This window comes from Bradyrhizobium sp. F1.13.3 (genome assembly GCF_040548265.1).
GTDB lineage: Bacteria > Pseudomonadota > Alphaproteobacteria > Rhizobiales > Xanthobacteraceae > Bradyrhizobium.
On record NZ_JBEPRI010000005.1, the window covers coordinates 108,410 to 125,045 of the forward strand.

A 16,636-nucleotide genomic window follows, 5' to 3' on the forward strand; every position below is an offset into this window, starting at 1 on the left:
CAATCGGCGCTCCGCCACCGGGAGGCCACCATGACCGTCACACGGCGAACATTCTTGGGCACCCTCGCCCTTTTGCTATCGGGACTTCCATTCTCCGCACACGCTGAGGACGCCTGGCCGTCGCGCATGGTGCGCCTGATCTCGCCTTATGGGCCCGGCGGCTCCAACGACATCTCGTTGCGGCTGCTGGCCGAAGAGTTCGGCCGCAACCTGCACCAGCAATTCATCGTCGAGAACAAGCCGGGCGCCGGCACCCGCATCGCCAACGACACGGTCGCGCATGCGCCGGGCGACGGCTATACCCTCCTCTATGTCGCGGCCCCCTACGCCACCGCCGAAGCGCTGTTCGGCAAGCTGACTTACGAACGCAAGGATCTGCAGCCGGTCGCGATGACGGTGATCGCGCCGCTGTTCCTGATCATCAGCGCGGACGCGCCGTTCAAGACGCTCCCCGAATTGATCGCCTACGGCAAATCGAAGCCGGATGGCCTGACCTTCGCCTCGCCCGGCGCCGGCTCGCAGCCGCATCTTGCCGGCGAACTCCTGTTCAGGGATGCCGGCGTCAAGGGGCTCAACATTCCCTTCCGTGGCGATGCGGCGTCCTACACCGAGCTGCTCGCCGGCCGCGTCGATGCCACGCTGACGGCGCTGCCGACCGCACTGCCCTACATCCAGAGCGGCAAGTTCATTGTGCTCGGCGTCGCTTCCGCCGAACGCAGCGCGCTCTATCCGCAAGCGCCGACCCTGCGCGAGCAGGGTTTTCCCAACGTGGCCGCCGCCGGCTGGTACGGCTTCATGGCGCCTTCGACGACGCCGCGCGCCATCGTCGACAAGCTGCAGGCCGAAGTGTTGCGCGCGCTGGCCGAGCCGGCGATCAAGGACAAGCTGACCGCCCAGGGCCTCGAAGTGCGCGCCGGTACCGCGGCCGAGTTCGGCCAGTTCATCGACAACGAAACAAAAGAGTGGACCGGGCTAATCCGCGAGGCCGGCCTCAAGGGCGAGTGACAGTCGGAATAGGGAATGGAAATGAAAAACCTACTTCTCAAACGCATCGCGGCACCTGCGATCGTTCTCGCGCTATCGATCCCGGCGGCACAGGCGCAGAAGAAATACGATCCAGGCGCTTCCGACACCGAGATCAAGGTCGGCCAGACCGTCCCGCTCAGTGGGCCGGCCTCGGCCTATGCCGTCATCGGCAAGACCCAGGCCGCCTACATGAAGATGATCAACGACCAGGGCGGCGTCAACGGCCGCAAGGTCAATCTGATCCAGTATGACGACGCCTATTCGCCTCCGAAGACGGTTGAGCAGACCCGCAAGCTGGTGGAAAACGACGAGGTGCTGCTGACCTTCCAGATCATTGGCACCGCGCCGAATGTCGCCGTGCAAAAATATCTCAACGCCAAGAAGGTCCCGCAGCTCTTCGCGGCAACGGGCGCGGCGCGTTTCACCGATCCGAAGAACTTCCCCTGGACCATGGGCTTCAACCCGTCCTACCTCGTCGAGGGCCGGATCTACGCGCAATATCTTTTGAAGAACTATCCGAACGCCAGGATCGGCGTGCTCTACCAGAACGACGATCTCGGCAAGGATTATCTCGCGGGCTTCAAGGCAGGTCTCGGCGACAAGGCGAAGATGATCGTCGCCGAGACGTCCTACGAGATCACCGAGCCGACCATCGACTCGCAGATCCTGCGGTTAAAGGACGCAGGCGCTGACACGCTGTTCAGCGCCACGACGCCGAAACAGGCCGCGCAGGCCATCAAGAAGGTCGCCGAGATCGGCTGGAAGCCACTGCACATCATCGACATCAACGCCTCCTCGGTGAGCGCGGTGCTGAAGCCCGCCGGACTCGACAACGCCAACGGCGTCGTCAGCGTCGGTTATGTCAAGGATTCAGCCGATCCCGAATGGAAGGACGATCCCGGCATGAAGCGATATCTCGCCTTCATGGCCAAGTACTACCCGGAGGGCGACAAGGATTCGAACCTGAACGTCTACGGCTATATCACCGCGCAGCTGCTGGTGCAGGTGCTGAAGCAATGTGGCGACGATCTCACGCGCGAGAACGTGATGCGCCAGGCCGCGAGCCTGTACAACATCACACTCGACCTGACGCTGCCGGGCATCTCGGTGACGACGACGCCGACCGACTACCGCGTCAACAAGCAGTTTCAGATGGTGCAGTTCGACGGCCAGCGATGGCAGAAACTCGGCGACATCGTCACGGACGAGGCGAAGGAATGACGCGCCCCTCATCCTGAGGGGCGCGCCCCGTGAAGGATGAGGCCTCGCCGATGGTCCTCGTGCTCCGAGGCGGCCGCTCCTTGGCCGCCTCGCATGAAGGGGGAAGTGGCTGCTCGCCCTACCTCTTCATCCCGCCCACATAAGCCGCCAGCTTGTCGAGCGTCTGGTAGCCGTACTCGACCGCACCGAAGTTGATCATGCCGTCGCGCTGCGCCGTGCTCGAGGCCAGCTGCCGCATCATCAGAACCGTCTTGCCGTTGCTCTGTTCGGCGAAGGCGACGGTGAAACGGAACATGCCGGGATCCTCGTCCTGGTCGACGCCGTGATCCATCTCCATCAAGGACGGCCGCTCGATGCGGCGAAAGCGCATGCGGTTCGGATAGACCGTGCCGTCCGGGCCGATCATGTTGAAGCGCCAGACGCCGCCAACCCGCACGTCGATCTCGAAGGTCTCGAGCTTGAAACCCTTCGGCCCGAACCATTGCGGCAGATGCTTCGGGTCGGACCACGCTTCGAACACCAGATCGCGCGGCGCGTCGATCACGCGCGACATCACGATCTCGCGGTCGAGCGACCATTGCGACAGGGCGGGATTGGCAGAATTCGTCATCGTCAGGAACCTTTCCGTTTGGTTGTCTTCTTAGCTGTCTTGGACGGGCGCTTGGCGGCCGCCCTTTCCTTCTTCAGTTGCATGACGTAGGCCTCGAACCGATCGAGCCGCGCCTCCCAGATCGCGCGCTGCTGCTGGAACCAGTCCTCCGCGCCGACAAGCGCGTCGGGACTGAGGCGGCAGGTGCGCACGCGGCCGGACTTCTCCGACAGGACGAGGCCGCTCGTCTCCAGCACGTGGATGTGCTTCATGAAGCTCGGCAGCGCCATCTCGAAGGGATCGGCAAGCTCGCCGACCGACGCCTCGCCGGCGCAGAGCCGCATCACGATCGCCCGCCGGGTGGGATCGGCAAGGGCCGCGAAAACCTGATCGAGTCGGGATATTTGGTTAGCCATGGGGCTAACTATAGGATTGCCGCCAACCGCAGTCAACAATTGTTAGCCAACTAGCTAAGTTAAATTTCGCCGACCGCAGCCTGGATGAAGCGAAGCGTAATCCGGGGCGCTCACTTGGCTGCGGCACTTTCCCGGATTGCGCTTCGCTCCATCCGGGCTACGGACCACTCGCGCGGAACCCACCACGCGCAATCGTGAATAGGGAGACACGGCCCTTCCCGCTACAAGAGACGTGGGGGCGCATCGCATTCTGCTTCAGAGCCGTGCCGCCTGTTGTCACCTCATCATATCTTACCCGACGGGCGCTCGCCCGGGCTGCGCTCGTTCCGCTCGCGCTTGCCTTGCCGCGCGAGGCCGCCGCGGACTCCGATATGATCGCGCAGATGCGCGACATCGTCGCGAACGAGCTGGCGCCGACCGTGACGCCGGACCAACCGGGCGGCCTTGCCGTCGCGCTTTATGCCGGCGGCCATGTCGAATTCTTCAACTACGGCTTTGCCGACGAGGCCACGCGAAGGCCGGTCACGCCGGACACGCTGTTCAACCTCGGCTCCCTGCGCAAGCCGTTCGAGGCGACGCTGGTTGCGCTCGGCACCCTCCGCGGCGAGCTGCAGCTCGGCGATCGCCTGGCGAAATATCTCCCCGAGCTCACCGGCGACTATATCCGCCGCGTCACCGTCGGCGAACTCGTCACGCACACCTCGGGCATGCTGCTGCCGACCGATCATCCGCCGTGGCCGAGCGAAACTTTTTCCCGCGCGCAGTTCGTCGAGATGTTCAACAGCTGGCGACCGCAAGCCGGCGAAGTGCCCGGCGAGCAGCGCGTCTACAGCCACGCCGGCTACGTGCTGCTTCAGCTCGCGCTCGAGCGCTGTTACGGCGCTCCGATCTCGACCCTGTTCGAACAACGCATCTTCAAGCCGATCGGCATGAATGCGACCTCCGTGCCCGAACGTGGCGAGGACGGCCGTGCCATCATGGACGAGGCCTGGATGCAGCGCGCGGTCCAGGGCTATTCGGATCAGGGCATGGCGATCGGCCCCATCGGCAACCAGCAGAGCTATTTTGATTTCCCCGGCACGGGCCAGATGTTTTCCTCCCCGCGGGATCTCGCGAGATTCGTTGCTGCCTGCATCGACGGGCGGACGATCGAGCCTCACTTGCGCGAGGCATTGGGGATGACGCAGCACGAGATCTTCCGCGTCGACGACAAGTTCGGACAGGCAATGGCCTGGGAGACGGTGCGTCTTCCAGGCGTCACCGTCGTCGACAAGCCGGGCGGGCTCAACAACGCGTCCGGTTATATCGGACTCGTTCCGGCGCAGCGGTTGGGCATCGCCCTGCTTGCCAATCGGGGCGAATATCCCCACGAGATCGCACGCTACAGGATATTGCCGGCGTTGGCGCATCTCGTGACGTCGCACGCAGGCTGAGGTCCAAACAGAAAGCCCCGGCCAGGCCGGGGCTTTCCACGCCAGATCAGGAAACGGGATGAAGCTCAGTATCTGGCGACGACGGGTCCGCCGAACTTGTAGTTCACGCCGACCCGCACGATGTTCGATTTGAGGTCGACCGAGTGGGTGTAGACGTTGCTCGGATTTGCCGTGCCGCCTGCGAAACTCGTAAGATTGGTGCTGGTCGCGCTGGCGCGGCCGAGATCGACGTAGAGATATTCGGCCTTGAGCGACCAGCCGCCGCCGAACGCATATTCGGTGCCCACACCCGCGGTCCAGCCGAGGCGGGTGTCGCGGATGGCGGCCGATTCTGATGCCGCGGAGAAGGTGTCGGTGAAGTTGAAATTGCCCTTCACCTCCGCGATCGCCGCACCGCCCGTGGCGTAGAGCAGCCAGGTCGGAGCCGCGAGGAAGCCGATGCGGCCGCGGATGGTGGCGAGCCAGTCGGCCGAGACCGACGACGACACCGTGAAGCCGGTCGGTGCGCAGCAGGGATAGAGCGCCGAGCCGCTCGCGCTGCCCTTGAAGCCGAAATAGTTGATGTCGCCCTCGAGGCCGAGCACCGCGTGGTTGACCTGCCAGTTATAGCCCGCGGTGAAGCCGCCGGTCACGCTGGAGCTGTTGACGCGCTGGGCGCCGACCGTGTTGATGGCGGGAACGCTGCTGGGGTCGAAATAGCCGGTTGGCGTCCAGATGGTCGAGGTGGTCGGATCGGCGCTCCCCCACTGTCCGCCGACATTGCCGCCGACATAGAAGCCGGTCCAGTTGTAGGCCGTCGCCATCATCGGCGCTTTGGTATAGTTCGCCGCGAGGTCGGCCGCCTGCACGGATGCGGAGCCCAAAACGACAGCGGCAACTGCCAGCAAAAACTTCTTCATTCCAGTCTCCTTGCCTCACGCGATCGATCTCGCGTTTCGAATGCGCGGGCGGAAGTTGTCCGGCGCAGATCGGGCATAGGCTGCCGATCCCTCGCCGTCTTGGGCTGCGGCGAAGTTCATAGGGACTGTGACGTAGTGTGAGCCGTGCGGCACGCGAACGCGTCACGGGTGTGACCGAGGGGCCACGCGTGATCACACATCCGCGGCGCATTACGCACGCCAATGTCGCATCACGACAAGCGCGCGAAACGCGATTCGAGCCCCGCGTCTCAGACCGAACGCGTCAGTCCGCCGTCGACGCGGATATTCTGGCCGGTGATGTAGGCAGCACCGTCGGACGCCAGGAACGAGACGGTCGCCGCGATCTCCTCGACCTTGCCGTAGCGCTTCATCGGCACGCTGTCGCGGCGCGCATCTAGCTGCGGCAGGCTGTCGATCCAGCCCGGGAGCACGTTGTTCATGCGGATGTTCTCGGCGGCATGGGTGTCGGTGAAGATCTTCGTGAAGGCGGCAAGGCCGGCGCGGAAAACCGCAGAGGTCGGAAACATCGCGCTCGGCTCGAATGCCCAGGCGGTCGAGATGTTGATAATGGCGCCGGCCTTCTGCGCCTGCATGATTGACATCACCAGCCGGGTGGGACGGATCACGTTGAGCAGATAGGTGTCGAGGCCGGTGTGCCACTGCTCGTCGGTGATCTCCGTGATCGCCGCCCGGGGCCCATGGCCCGCGCTGTTGACGAGCACGTCGATGCGTCCCCATTTGGCCATCGCGCCATCGACCAGCCGCTTCAGATCGTCGTTCGACTTGTTGGAACCGGTGACCCCCAATCCGCCGAGCTCGGCTGCCAGGGCCTCGCCCTTGCCGGAGGACGACAGGATCGCAACGCGAAAGCCGTCGGCTGCGAGCCGACGCGCAGCCCCTGCCCCCATGCCGCTGCCGCCGGCGGTCACGAGTGCGACCTTCTCTGCTGCCATCTGTGCTGCCATGACCGATCATCCTCTGTGATATCGTGGAGGCGAGCCGCCGAGCCCGGCCCGTCATGGGCCTTCTAGCGCCGGACCAGCCGGATGGTCCACCATCGAAAGCGACCTGAAAGATGAGCGATTTGCAGATCCGTAATTTGCGCCCCGAGGAGATCGCCATCGCCGTCGACTGGGCCGCGGCCGAGGGCTGGAATCCGGGCCTCTCCGATGCCGTCTGTTTCGCGATCCCCGACCCAAACGGCTTTTTCGTTGGCGAGATCGACGGCGAGCCGGTCGCGACTGTCTCCTGCGTCAACTACGACGATCGCTTCGCCTTCCTCGGCTTCTACATCGTGCGCGAAGGTTTTCGCGGCTCCGGCCATGGCCTCCGCATCTGGAACGCGGCGATCGCGCATGCGGGCACTCGCGTGATCGGCCTCGACGGCGTCGTCGCGCAGCAGGACAATTACAGAAAGTCCGGCTTCCAGCTTGCTTACGCCAATCTCCGCTATGGCGGCTTCATCGCCGCGCCACCGAGGCCGCCCGCCGATGTCGTTGCGCTCGGCTCGATCCCGTTCGCGCTCATTGAAGCCGACGATGCAACGGTGTTCCCGGCTCCGCGCGGCGCCTTCCTGCGTGCCTGGATCGGCGCATCAGGACATGTCGGTCGCGCGCTGCTGCGCGACGGCAAGCTCGCTGCATGGGGCGTGATCCGGCCGTGCCGGACCGGCCGCAAGATCGGCCCGCTCGTCGCCCACGACCGCGCGGCGGCGGACGCGATCGTGCAGGCCTTGCTGGCGAGCGCAAACGGCGGCGAAATCCTCCTCGACGTCCCCGCCGTCAATCGCGAGGCGATTGCACTCGCGGAAGAGCTCGGGCTGAAGCCGGTGTTCGAGACGGCGCGGATGTACACAGGACCGATCGCGCCGCTGCGGATCGACCGCGTCTTCGGCGTGACCAGTTTTGAGCTGGGCTAGCTGAGCCGAATGCGCGGCTCAGTAGCAGCGCATGATGTTGACCGTGTGCTCGCCGCCGCCGCGGCCGGGCACAGTCACCTGCTCCGTCGGACAGCTCGGCACGTAGGGCCGGTCTGACGGCACCACGTTCGGCGGGAAGCGATGGGTCCAATCCCAGGGAACGTCATACGTATAGGTGTAGCGCACGTCGCTGGAGACGGGTTGTGCGGTCTCGGCGAAAGGCTGGCCGTAGCCTGCGTTGTCATAGTAGAACCCGCCGCCGCCCGGCCAGTAGACCCAGGGCGTGTTGCGGCCGCGGAACCTGGCGCCTGGCGCAATCGGCGGACGCGCCGCCGGACCGGACGGCGTGGCGGCATGGGCGACGGTGCCGCCGGGCCTGGCAAAACTGTCGCTGGGGGCAAGGAGCAGCGCGGCTGCGCTGAGCGAGGCGAGCAACGCCCCAAATGATCTGGACATCATGATACGCACCAACTCGTTTGGCTTCGCGGATAGCGGCTCCCCACCGCACGCTAGGCCGGGCTGTCGCCCACCCGCAAACGTATAATTAATTATTGGTTAAGGCACGGGATTAACAGGGAACGAGCTGCGGCAAGACGCCCGGGATTCCGGCTGATGTCGCACGTGTTCCGGGAAAAGCGGACTTCATAACCAGTTGATCGGAGTTGATCGCTTCGGCCGACAACACCCGGAACGCTCCCGCACTGCGGTCGTTGGCTCCCGACACCAGCAAGGAGCATCTCCAATGCAAAACAAGTCAAAACTCCTCTGCCTGATCACGGCTTCACTCGTCGCGGGCACGACGGCCGCCTCGGCCCAGGGCTATGATTGGAACGGAGCGCGCGCGGGATGGAACCGCACCGCTCCCGCTTACGAGCCGGTTCAGCCACGCGCATACTATCCGGATGTCGCCGGACCGTACGGTGCGCTCAACGGCACCAACCATCCAGCGCCGAGCTCGACGCAGGGCGATGTCGGCCCGGATGGCAACAACAACGGCACACTGACCGGCGTCTATCGCAGCTGGTAACGCTCGCTCACGATGTGGCCCATCGTCCATCACGGACGATGGGCCTTCGTGCGTCAGCGGCCCTGCTGCTTGCGCAGCCAGTCCAGCATGTCCTGTGGATTTCCGGTGCCTTGCGACACGATGGCGGTGTTGCCACCGCTGCGGCGATAGACCGTGGTGCGCCCAGGCTCCTTCTCGATCTTGACCTCGGCCTGCGCCGGATCGCCGCTCTGGGTAATGACGGACGTGCCATTCTCGTCCTGAACTATTGTGGTGTGGCCATCACCTGACTCGCCGGCTCCCGCCGGCCCGGTTGTCGTTGCCATCATGATGCTCATTCCTGCTGCGAGTACGATGAACCTCATGTTGCACCTCGCCTTCTCGATCACCGGCTGAACTGAAATATCGACAGCCAGTTGAAGCGCCCGAATTGTCGCACCGTTCCGGTGTTCATATCTCCGATCTGGAGCAGGAGGGCGTTGGTGGAACTACCGACCTGAGTGATATCGGCAATGTTGCTCACGCCGGACTGACCGATCGCCACGTTGGTGGTGCCACCCACCTGGATCACATTGACATAATTTCGCGTGCCGTTCTGGATGATCGTCGCATCGACCGTTCCCGTGCCACCGATCTGGATGACACGCGCGATATTGATGCGGCTGTTCTCCTCGATCGTAACAGGCTGGACATCGTTGCCGAACTGCACGACCGTTTCGATGCTCACGTTCCGGTTCGTCACGCCGCGCTGGACGGATCCGGCGGAGGCCTCGGACGCGACGCTGACAGCGGCGAGCAATGCCGCCAATGCCAGGAGAAGTCTACCGCGTTTCATCGCCTTGCCCCATCACATTTCTGATGGCGGTGAGGTCGCCCAGCTCAATGGCTATTCTGGACAACCGTCGCCGAGTTAAACGCACCGAACTGCGACAGGAAACTGCTGGTCGACTGGCCGGCCTGGCCGACAAACGCGACATTGTTCACGCCTGCCTGCCCGACCGATGCCGACGTCGTCCCGCCGAATTGCAGGATTCCGGTCGCGTTGTTCGTGCCGTTTTGAGTGACGGTCGCGCTGGTGCTGCCGCCGATCATGAACACGCCGGCCATGTTGAGTTGGCTGCTTTGGTTCAACACGACCGGCGGGCCGCCGAGCGACACGATGGTCTTGATGTCGGCGGTCTGGGCACCGGCCGATCCGGCGCCCACGCAACACAAGGTGAGAAATGCGCCACAGGCGGCGCCTGAAAAATGCCTCATGACATGCCTCGCGACTGAAAATTGATTTGCGATCAAGGAGTCTGCTGCAAAATCGTCGAGCCGTTCAGGATTCCGAGCTGTCCGACGCCAGCCGCGTTGTTCGCGCCGATCTGGCCGATCAAACTCGAATTGGAGCCGCCGACCTGGCCGAGTAACGCGGTGTTGGACGCCGTCGCAGTCGTGCCGCCCTGCCCGATCACCGAGGTGTTGACGGTAAGGAACGAGCCCGTCTGCAACGTGGTCGCAGTATTGGTGGCGCCGAATTGCATCGTGGTGGCGCTGTTGTTGGTGCCGCCACTCTGCGAGATGAAGGAGTTGTTGGTGGTGCCGAATTGCAGCACGCTGGCCGAGTTGCCGGCCTGGGCATCGACGGCGGTCAACAAGCTGAACGCGACGATCGTGGCAACGAGATATTTTTGATGCATGACATTTCCTCCGCAAAGTCGGCGGACAACCTCTCACTGAGTCGTCCCGCCCGAGGCGGTGCTTTCAAGAATGGCGCGGACGCGCCGCAGTTGACGCGTCCGGCCAAACGGGGCTGGCTTAGTGCGCGGTCTGCGAGACGGTGCTGCCGTTGACGCCGAACACGCTGAGCTGTCCGACGGCGGCGGCGTTGTTCTGGAGCGGGGCAGGCCCGAACGAGTTCTGGGTGATCGCGCTGCCGTTGTTGCCGAACGCCACCTGGCCGGTCGTTGCCGAGTTCTGCACGCCGATCTGGTTCACCGTGCTGCCGTTGTTGAGCGAGGCCGCGCTGGTGCCCTGCATCGTGGTCGCGCTGTTGATGATGCCGAGCTGGCTGGTCGACGAGGTGTCGTTGGTGAGGCCCTGCTGCGAGACGCTGGAACCGTTCACGACGCCCACTTGCACCGTGGTCGAGGTGTTGGCGGCCTGCGCGGCGGAGGACAGGGCGAGCACTGCAACGGAAGCGAAAAACAATTTGCGCATGGAATATCCTTTCTGGCTAAGATCTCTGACTGGGTTCGGATGCCGTCTTGGAGGAGGTCGACATCGCAGGACAGACTTTGAACCGATCGTGCTGCGTGCGACAGACTGCAGTTCATGCTAATCGGTACGGACTAGACGTTGCGCGGCGTCTTGGTGCCCGCGGTACTAGCTGTACGGTTGTCCCGTGCCGGTTCGTGTCGTCTCTTCTTCGCGTCCCATGCTGTCGACCAACCGCACCACCTCGATCGGCGAGCGAAGCTCCAGCTTTCGCATCATCCGGGTGCGATGGACCTTCGCCGTCACTTCGCTCACCCCAAGCCTCGCCGCGATCTGCTTGGCCACGAGACCTTCGGCCATCAACAGCATGATCTCGCGCTCCCTCGCCGTCAGCGTTTCGACACGCTGGCGAGCTTCGCGCACGCTATCTTCGCGTTCGAGCCGCCTGCGGTCGCGCTCGATGCCATGCCTGATCGCGTCGAGGATCTCCTGTTCGCGAAAGGGTTTTGGAAGAAACTCGACCGCGCCACGCTTCATGGCCTCGACCGAGACGCGGACGTCGGAATGGCCGCTGATGAAGACGATCGGGATGAGCACGCCCGTCTCGGCGAGCCGGCGCTGAAGCTCGAGGCCGGTCGGCGCCGTGCCGGGAAAACGGACGTCGAGCACGAGGCATGAAGGCCCGTCGGAAATACTGCCCGCGACGAACTCGTCCGTCGATGCAAACAATTTTACCTGATGCCCGGTCTCCTCGCAGAGACTTCCTATCGCGGTTCGAATCTGAATTTCGTCGTCAATGATATAAACTGTGGCTTGACCTGAACTCATGGCAACGGGCTCCCCGGCTTGGGGCTCGATGAACAAGCATCGAGCCATCCATTCTTCTTGCAAGCGAGATCAAGGTGCTTGGATGAATTCGCGAGGATCGAGCGAGTCGCGCCGATCCGCCGCTTCGACGTCTTAGGGCCAACACCCGTTCAAGACGAGTGAAGGTGTTCACATATCGGCTTTCGTGATTGCGGGGATTTGCCCTCGCGACCTGCGGCATCATGGCGAGGCGCGATATCGACAATGCGACGATCGGGAATGCGACAATCGGAAATGCGACGATCGGGCGTCGGAACTTCGGTCTCGCCGACTGCGTCATGGCGTCGCCACCCACGTGCCGACTTGAACGCCAGGCGCTGGCCGCTTCGGCCAGAGCAGACGGGACGTTCAGTCAGCTTGTCGAGTTCGATACCGCGCGCATCATATCGATACGCTCCGTATGTATTTCCGGCAAGTCACGAAAAATAGTACCCGCAGGCTTTACTTCTGGATCATCAAGCGCGCCCGACCGTCGCCCCGGCAGCGGCGACACACTGACGATCGACTGCGTTTTTGGCCATTTACAACCATAGCGAGTTTGCAACCATAGCGCGATCTTTGCCTTTGCCGCCAACGATGCCATTTCAAGAGGCGGGTTTTCGATATGCGATTTGTGCCAGTTATTGCCTTGCTCGGAACTGCATGTGGCCTCGCCGCGGTCTACGCCGCCGGGCCAGCCGTCATCACCGACGCGGCCGGGAGCGCCGCGGAGAAGGCGGCCCGCGCCTTTGAATCGATCCAGCGGCTGCTCAAACCCGTCAGCCTGGAAGCACGGAGCTTCGGATCGGATGCCCCCGTGTTCCGCTATGCCTCCATCCAGCGCGGCAGCATCGAGCAGACCATCACCGTCACCGGCGCCCTGCAGCCGGTCAAGACGATCGAGGTGGGTTCCCAGCTGTCCGGGCAGCTCGCCCGGGTCTATGTCGATTTCAACGACACCGTCAGCAAGGATCAGCCGCTCGCCCTGATCGATCCGCGCAGCTTTGCGGCAAAGGTCGACGAGGCCAGGGCCTCTCTGGCCGTTGCCAATTCCCTGGTCGACGTCGCCCGGGCCAAGCTCGATCGCACCAGGATCGACCTGCAAAACGCGAGGGGGAGCCGGGACGTGCTCGCCGCCAAGCTCGACAGCGCTCAGGCCGTCAAGAGTTCGGCGCAAAAGACCCTGCAGCGGAAGCAGGCCCTCCAGTCGCAAAACGTGGTGGCCACGACGGCGGTTGATGACGCGCAGACAGAGTTCACCGCGCGTCTGGCCCAGGAACGCGAGGCCGAAGTTCTGATGTCCCTCAACTCCTATGCGGTGGATGGGGCGCAGGCCGACGTCCGTCGGATCGAGGCGGAATTGCAGCAGACACGAATGGCCGTACCGGAGAAGGCGGCCGTTCTCGCTGCCGCCCAGGCCGATCTCGACCGCACCGTGATCCGCTCGCCGATCGATGGCGTCGTTGTCGGCAGGTTCGTCAACGAAGGCCAGACCCTCGCGGTCGGACTGGAATCGCGCACCACCTTCGTGGTCGCGCACCGACTGGAGGACATGGAAATTCACGCGCAGGTCGACGAAGCCGATATCGGACGCATCGCCCCCGACCAGCGCGCCCATTTCACGGTGGACGCTTACCCGGACCGCCGCTTCGAGGCGGTGGTGCGGCAGGTGCGCAAGGCACCGCAGAACCAGCAGCACGTCGTGACCTACACCGTCGTCCTGGCGACCTCCAATCTCGACGGCGCGTTGCTGCCCGGCATGACCGCCCTGGTGAAGATCGTGATCGAGCGGCAGGACGACGTGCTGAAAGTGCCGCTTGCCGCGTTGCGCTTCCAGCCCTCCGGCACACAGCCGGATGCCGCTGCGCGCAGCGGGGTATGGGCGCGCACCGCAAGCGGCTCACTCCGGCGCATTCCCGTGACCGTCGGCGCGGCCGGCACCGAACAGGTCGCGCTCAGGAGCGGAGACCTCGTCGAGGGCAGTCAGGTCGCCGTTGGTCAGGCCATCCGGCCGGCCGGCATGGAGTTTCTCGGAATCAGGTTCGGATCATGACGGCCCTCCCGCCCCTGATCAGCCTGCAGTCGGTCTCCAGGACTTATCGCGCCGACGGCGTAGCGGTGACTGCGGTGCGCAATGTCAGCTTCGACATCGAACGAGGCGAGATCGTCGCGGTGATGGGACCGTCCGGCTCGGGAAAATCGACGCTGATGAACATGATCGGGCTGCTCGACCTGCCGAGCGAGGGCGCGCTCTATCTTGAGGGATCGGACGTCGCCGATCTCTCGGAAGACCGCCGCTCGTCCCTGCGCGCCCGCAGCATCGGCTTCGTCTTCCAGTCCTACAATCTGCTCGCTCGCCACAATGCGATTGAGAACGTCGCACTGCCGCTGGTCTATTGCGGCATCAGCCGCAAGGAACGTCTGGCTCGCGCCGAGCAGAGCCTGGAGGCCGTCGGCATGGTGCACCGGGCCCACCACTTCCCGCGGCAGCTCTCGGGCGGCGAGCAGCAGCGCGTCGCGATCGCGCGCGCACTGATCGCCTCCCCGCTGATCGTGCTCGCCGACGAGCCGACCGGCGCGCTCGACAGCCGTACCGGCGCCGAGATACTGGCCCTGTTCGCCGCGCTCAACCGGACCGGCCAGACCATCGTGATGATCACGCATGATCCAGGGATCGCGACCCAGTGCCGGCGCACGATCCGCTTGCACGACGGCGCGCTCGTCGCTGACGAAACGCTCGCTCCGATCCTGCCGAAACGGAGCGCTGCGCCATGACGATGCTCCAGGGCTTTCAGATCGCGTTGCACGCCTTGCGGCTCAATCCGTTGCGCAGCATCCTCACCATGCTCGGCATCGTGATCGGCGTTGCCTCCATCGTGACGGTGTTTGCGATCGGGTCCGGCGCCCAGCTTCGTCTCCAGGAGCAGATCCGCTCGATCGGCGCCAACGTGTTGATGATCAACCCCGGCGCGGTCTACCAGGGCGGCGTGCGTCTCAAGGATGGCAGCAAGCTGACCATGACCGAGAGCGACGTGCAGGCGATCCTCGAGCAGATCCCCGAGATCCAGGCAGCGGCCGGCTCGATTGCAGGAACGGCCCAGGTCATTCACGAGAGCAAGAACTGGAATACGACGATCAACGGGACGACGACCGGGCACTTCATGGTGCGCGACTGGCAGCTTGCGACCGGCCGCTATTTTTCCGGCACCGAGGAGGCAGGCGCCGGCAAGGTCGTGATCCTCGGCAGCACGGTGGCGCAGGAGCTGTTCGCGCCCGGCGAGAATCCGATCGGTGCACAGATCAGGATCATGAAGGTGCCGCTCGAAGTGGTCGGCGTCCTCGATCGCAAGGGGCCGGCGCAGGACGACGTCGCCTTCGTGCCGCTCACCACGGCCAAGCTGCGCTTCCTCGGCAGCGCGAGCAACATCAACCGGGATTCGGTCGCCTACATCATCGCCAAGGTGGCTGCGGACGGACAAATGGCGGGGGCGCGAACGGAGATCGAAAACCTGCTGCGGCAACGCCACCGTATCCCCGCCGGCCAGGAGGACGACTTCAAGGTCCAGGATCCGGCCGCCGCCATGGAAGCGCAGCAGGGAGCGATCCGGACCGTCGCGCTCCTGCTCGTCGCCATCGCCTCGGTCTCGCTGCTCGTCGGCGGCATCAGCATCATGAACGTCATGATCGTGTCGGTCACCGAGCGCACGCGGGAGATCGGAATCCGCCGCGCGCTTGGCGGGCGGATGCGGGACATCCGTCTTCAGTTTCTCTGCGAGGCGCTCGTGCTCTGCCTGCTCGGCGGCGCGATCGGCGTCGGTGCGGGCGTCACGCTCTCGATGACGGTGGCTCGCATGGCAGGATGGATCACCTCGATCGACGGCCAGGCGATCGGCCTTGCCCTCGCCTTCTCGATCGCGACCGGCCTGATCTTCGGTTTTTATCCCGCCCACAAGGCATCCAAGCTCAGCCCGATCGAGGCACTCAAGACGGAGTGAGAACATGCTGGGGTGTTCGCATCGACCAAAGGCCACGGAGGAGCATTCATGAGTCCGGATCCGAAACAATCGATCACACCCACGCCACGCGAGCGGGACCTGATGATGCTGATCGCACGCGGAATGCAGAACAAGAACATCGCGTACGAGCTCAAGATCTCGGAGAACACGGTCCGGGCGCATATCGGCAGCATCATGCGCAAATACCGTCTCCAGAACCGAACCCAGATTGCGATCATCTTTGCCCTGCAGGCGGCGCCGCCATCGTTTCGCCGCCACCTGGCCAATGGCGGCCCCAATCCCGCGCCTGCCAAGGCGGTCGCGCAGAATACGCCGGTGCCGACGTCGCCGGATTGACCGCTCCGGCCACAATCCCTTGCGTCATCTCAGACGAAACACCCAAGTCCGGGGTCAACGGACCGGCGACAAAATATTTCTCTTTATTTAGAATTCGGATTTTTGTTAGTAATTCCTCACTCCGGCCCAAGGAAGAGGGGCGTATCGCGATCGTCACGAACGCGGGCCGGACGGCGGTGGACGCAGGTCACATCGGCGCGAAGGGCTTCGGAGGGCGGGCAACCGTGAGCGAAGGCGTCGCGCACACGATCGGTGTGATCGGCGTACGGCAAAATCGTGTGGTCCTGGCGCCCGGGGTCTGTGCGCCAAGCGTTGCGGTGATATTGCGGCCCGACCGGGCACGTGTATCAGCCATCCGCAAGGCGACGGGGGCAATAGTGCATCGCTCCCCGGGGAGAGCGCGACATAAGCCGTAAAACCACTGCGCAGGGAAGGCCGGATGTTTTGGCTTCACCTGTATGCCGCTGTGCAATCTAGTTACCACAATCTCGCACAGTGGACCGCGGGTGCCAGCCGGCACCCGGTCTTCCCTGCGCCCTCTTTCATTTGAGGGTGAGACGACGAAGCAAAGCTCGGGCGAACACGCCGCGAGGATGCGAAGGTGCGTCTGCGATCCGGAATGCGAATGGAAGCGCGACGCTGCCACCCACAGATTCCGTCATTGCGAGCGCAGCGAAGCAATCCAGTCTGCCGCGGAAAGATTCTGGATT

20 protein-coding genes are annotated in these 16,636 nt (G+C 64.0%); 9 read left to right on the top strand and 11 right to left on the bottom strand.

The window, feature by feature from the left end:
• Nucleotides 1-30: 30 nt before the first annotated feature.
• Together ABIB66_RS15620 and ABIB66_RS15625 are read left to right on the top strand one after the other, a co-directional pair.
• On the top strand, nucleotides 31-1,005 hold the full coding sequence (locus tag ABIB66_RS15620; RefSeq protein WP_354254993.1) for a Bug family tripartite tricarboxylate transporter substrate binding protein: 975 nt from the start codon (nucleotides 31-33) through the stop codon (nucleotides 1,003-1,005).
• A gap of 21 nt (nucleotides 1,006-1,026) precedes the next feature.
• Entirely contained in the window at nucleotides 1,027-2,247 is a 1,221-nt protein-coding gene (locus tag ABIB66_RS15625; RefSeq protein WP_354209328.1) for an ABC transporter substrate-binding protein, read from the top strand.
• Nucleotides 2,248-2,365: 118 nt separating this feature from the next.
• Here ABIB66_RS15625 and ABIB66_RS15630 read toward each other — a convergent pair whose 3' ends face one another.
• Together ABIB66_RS15630 and ABIB66_RS15635 are read right to left on the bottom strand one after the other, a co-directional pair.
• Nucleotides 2,366-2,857 (bottom strand): SRPBCC family protein, encoded by a 492-nt coding sequence (locus tag ABIB66_RS15630; RefSeq protein ID WP_354209327.1) that lies wholly within the window; start codon nucleotides 2,855-2,857, stop codon nucleotides 2,366-2,368.
• Nucleotides 2,858-2,859: 2 nt separating this feature from the next.
• Nucleotides 2,860-3,252 carry an ArsR/SmtB family transcription factor gene (locus ABIB66_RS15635; protein ID WP_354209326.1) on the bottom strand — a complete coding sequence of 131 codons (393 nt, stop codon included), beginning with the start codon at nucleotides 3,250-3,252 and terminating at the stop codon, nucleotides 2,860-2,862.
• A 371-nt stretch (nucleotides 3,253-3,623) separates the two neighbouring features.
• On the opposite strand from ABIB66_RS15635, the gene ABIB66_RS15640 reads away from it, so the two are divergent.
• Entirely contained in the window at nucleotides 3,624-4,685 is a 1,062-nt protein-coding gene (locus ABIB66_RS15640; RefSeq protein WP_354254994.1) for a serine hydrolase, read from the top strand.
• A 65-nt stretch (nucleotides 4,686-4,750) separates the two neighbouring features.
• Here the strand turns inward: ABIB66_RS15640 and ABIB66_RS15645 are convergent, their stop codons facing one another.
• On the bottom strand, nucleotides 4,751-5,584 hold the full coding sequence (locus ABIB66_RS15645) for an outer membrane protein (protein ID WP_354209324.1): 834 nt from the start codon (nucleotides 5,582-5,584) through the stop codon (nucleotides 4,751-4,753).
• A gap of 269 nt (nucleotides 5,585-5,853) precedes the next feature.
• The gene (locus ABIB66_RS15650) at nucleotides 5,854-6,558 is read right to left on the bottom strand and encodes an SDR family oxidoreductase (protein WP_354209408.1); all 705 of its coding nucleotides are present in this window, start codon (nucleotides 6,556-6,558) and stop codon (nucleotides 5,854-5,856) included.
• A gap of 122 nt (nucleotides 6,559-6,680) precedes the next feature.
• On the opposite strand from ABIB66_RS15650, the gene ABIB66_RS15655 reads away from it, so the two are divergent.
• Nucleotides 6,681-7,523, top strand: a complete 843-nt coding sequence (locus ABIB66_RS15655; RefSeq protein WP_354209323.1) for a GNAT family N-acetyltransferase — start codon at nucleotides 6,681-6,683, stop codon at nucleotides 7,521-7,523.
• A gap of 18 nt (nucleotides 7,524-7,541) precedes the next feature.
• Here the strand turns inward: ABIB66_RS15655 and ABIB66_RS15660 are convergent, their stop codons facing one another.
• Complete coding sequence (locus tag ABIB66_RS15660) at nucleotides 7,542-7,982, bottom strand: hypothetical protein (RefSeq protein WP_247462781.1); 441 nt, start codon at nucleotides 7,980-7,982, stop codon at nucleotides 7,542-7,544.
• A 283-nt stretch (nucleotides 7,983-8,265) separates the two neighbouring features.
• Between ABIB66_RS15660 and ABIB66_RS15665 the strand changes: the two genes are divergently transcribed.
• Entirely contained in the window at nucleotides 8,266-8,550 is a 285-nt protein-coding gene (locus tag ABIB66_RS15665) for a hypothetical protein (RefSeq protein ID WP_354209322.1), read from the top strand.
• A 53-nt stretch (nucleotides 8,551-8,603) separates the two neighbouring features.
• On the opposite strand, the gene ABIB66_RS15670 is transcribed toward ABIB66_RS15665, so the two are convergent.
• From ABIB66_RS15670 to ABIB66_RS15695, 6 genes are all read right to left on the bottom strand, one after another.
• Nucleotides 8,604-8,894, bottom strand: a complete 291-nt coding sequence (locus ABIB66_RS15670) for a hypothetical protein (protein ID WP_354058765.1) — start codon at nucleotides 8,892-8,894, stop codon at nucleotides 8,604-8,606.
• A 20-nt stretch (nucleotides 8,895-8,914) separates the two neighbouring features.
• Nucleotides 8,915-9,337, bottom strand: coding sequence for a curlin (locus ABIB66_RS15675; protein WP_354209321.1), 423 nt, complete (start codon nucleotides 9,335-9,337; stop codon nucleotides 8,915-8,917).
• Between the two features lie 71 nt (nucleotides 9,338-9,408).
• Nucleotides 9,409-9,735 carry a curlin gene (locus ABIB66_RS15680; protein WP_354209320.1) on the bottom strand — a complete coding sequence of 109 codons (327 nt, stop codon included), beginning with the start codon at nucleotides 9,733-9,735 and terminating at the stop codon, nucleotides 9,409-9,411.
• Between the two features lie 83 nt (nucleotides 9,736-9,818).
• Nucleotides 9,819-10,211, bottom strand: coding sequence for a curlin (locus ABIB66_RS15685; protein WP_275168038.1), 393 nt, complete (start codon nucleotides 10,209-10,211; stop codon nucleotides 9,819-9,821).
• 118 nt (nucleotides 10,212-10,329) lie between these two features.
• Nucleotides 10,330-10,731: a curlin subunit CsgB gene (locus ABIB66_RS15690; RefSeq protein ID WP_275168039.1), complete on the bottom strand. Its 402-nt coding sequence runs from the start codon at nucleotides 10,729-10,731 to the stop codon at nucleotides 10,330-10,332.
• A 165-nt stretch (nucleotides 10,732-10,896) separates the two neighbouring features.
• Complete coding sequence (locus ABIB66_RS15695; RefSeq protein ID WP_275168040.1) at nucleotides 10,897-11,556, bottom strand: response regulator transcription factor; 660 nt, start codon at nucleotides 11,554-11,556, stop codon at nucleotides 10,897-10,899.
• A gap of 643 nt (nucleotides 11,557-12,199) precedes the next feature.
• On the opposite strand from ABIB66_RS15695, the gene ABIB66_RS15700 reads away from it, so the two are divergent.
• From ABIB66_RS15700 to ABIB66_RS15715, 4 genes are read left to right on the top strand one after another with little or no spacing between them, the layout of a single operon-like run.
• Nucleotides 12,200-13,627 (top strand): efflux RND transporter periplasmic adaptor subunit, encoded by a 1,428-nt coding sequence (locus ABIB66_RS15700; RefSeq protein WP_354209318.1) that lies wholly within the window; start codon nucleotides 12,200-12,202, stop codon nucleotides 13,625-13,627.
• Nucleotides 13,624-14,349 carry an ABC transporter ATP-binding protein gene (locus tag ABIB66_RS15705; RefSeq protein WP_354209317.1) on the top strand — a complete coding sequence of 242 codons (726 nt, stop codon included), beginning with the start codon at nucleotides 13,624-13,626 and terminating at the stop codon, nucleotides 14,347-14,349. Before ABIB66_RS15700 ends, ABIB66_RS15705 begins: the two co-directional genes overlap by 4 nt.
• Entirely contained in the window at nucleotides 14,346-15,569 is a 1,224-nt protein-coding gene (locus ABIB66_RS15710; RefSeq protein WP_354058760.1) for an ABC transporter permease, read from the top strand. Before ABIB66_RS15705 ends, ABIB66_RS15710 begins: the two co-directional genes overlap by 4 nt.
• A 48-nt stretch (nucleotides 15,570-15,617) precedes the next feature.
• Complete coding sequence (locus ABIB66_RS15715; RefSeq protein WP_354254995.1) at nucleotides 15,618-15,926, top strand: response regulator transcription factor; 309 nt, start codon at nucleotides 15,618-15,620, stop codon at nucleotides 15,924-15,926.
• Nucleotides 15,927-16,636 lie beyond the last annotated feature (710 nt).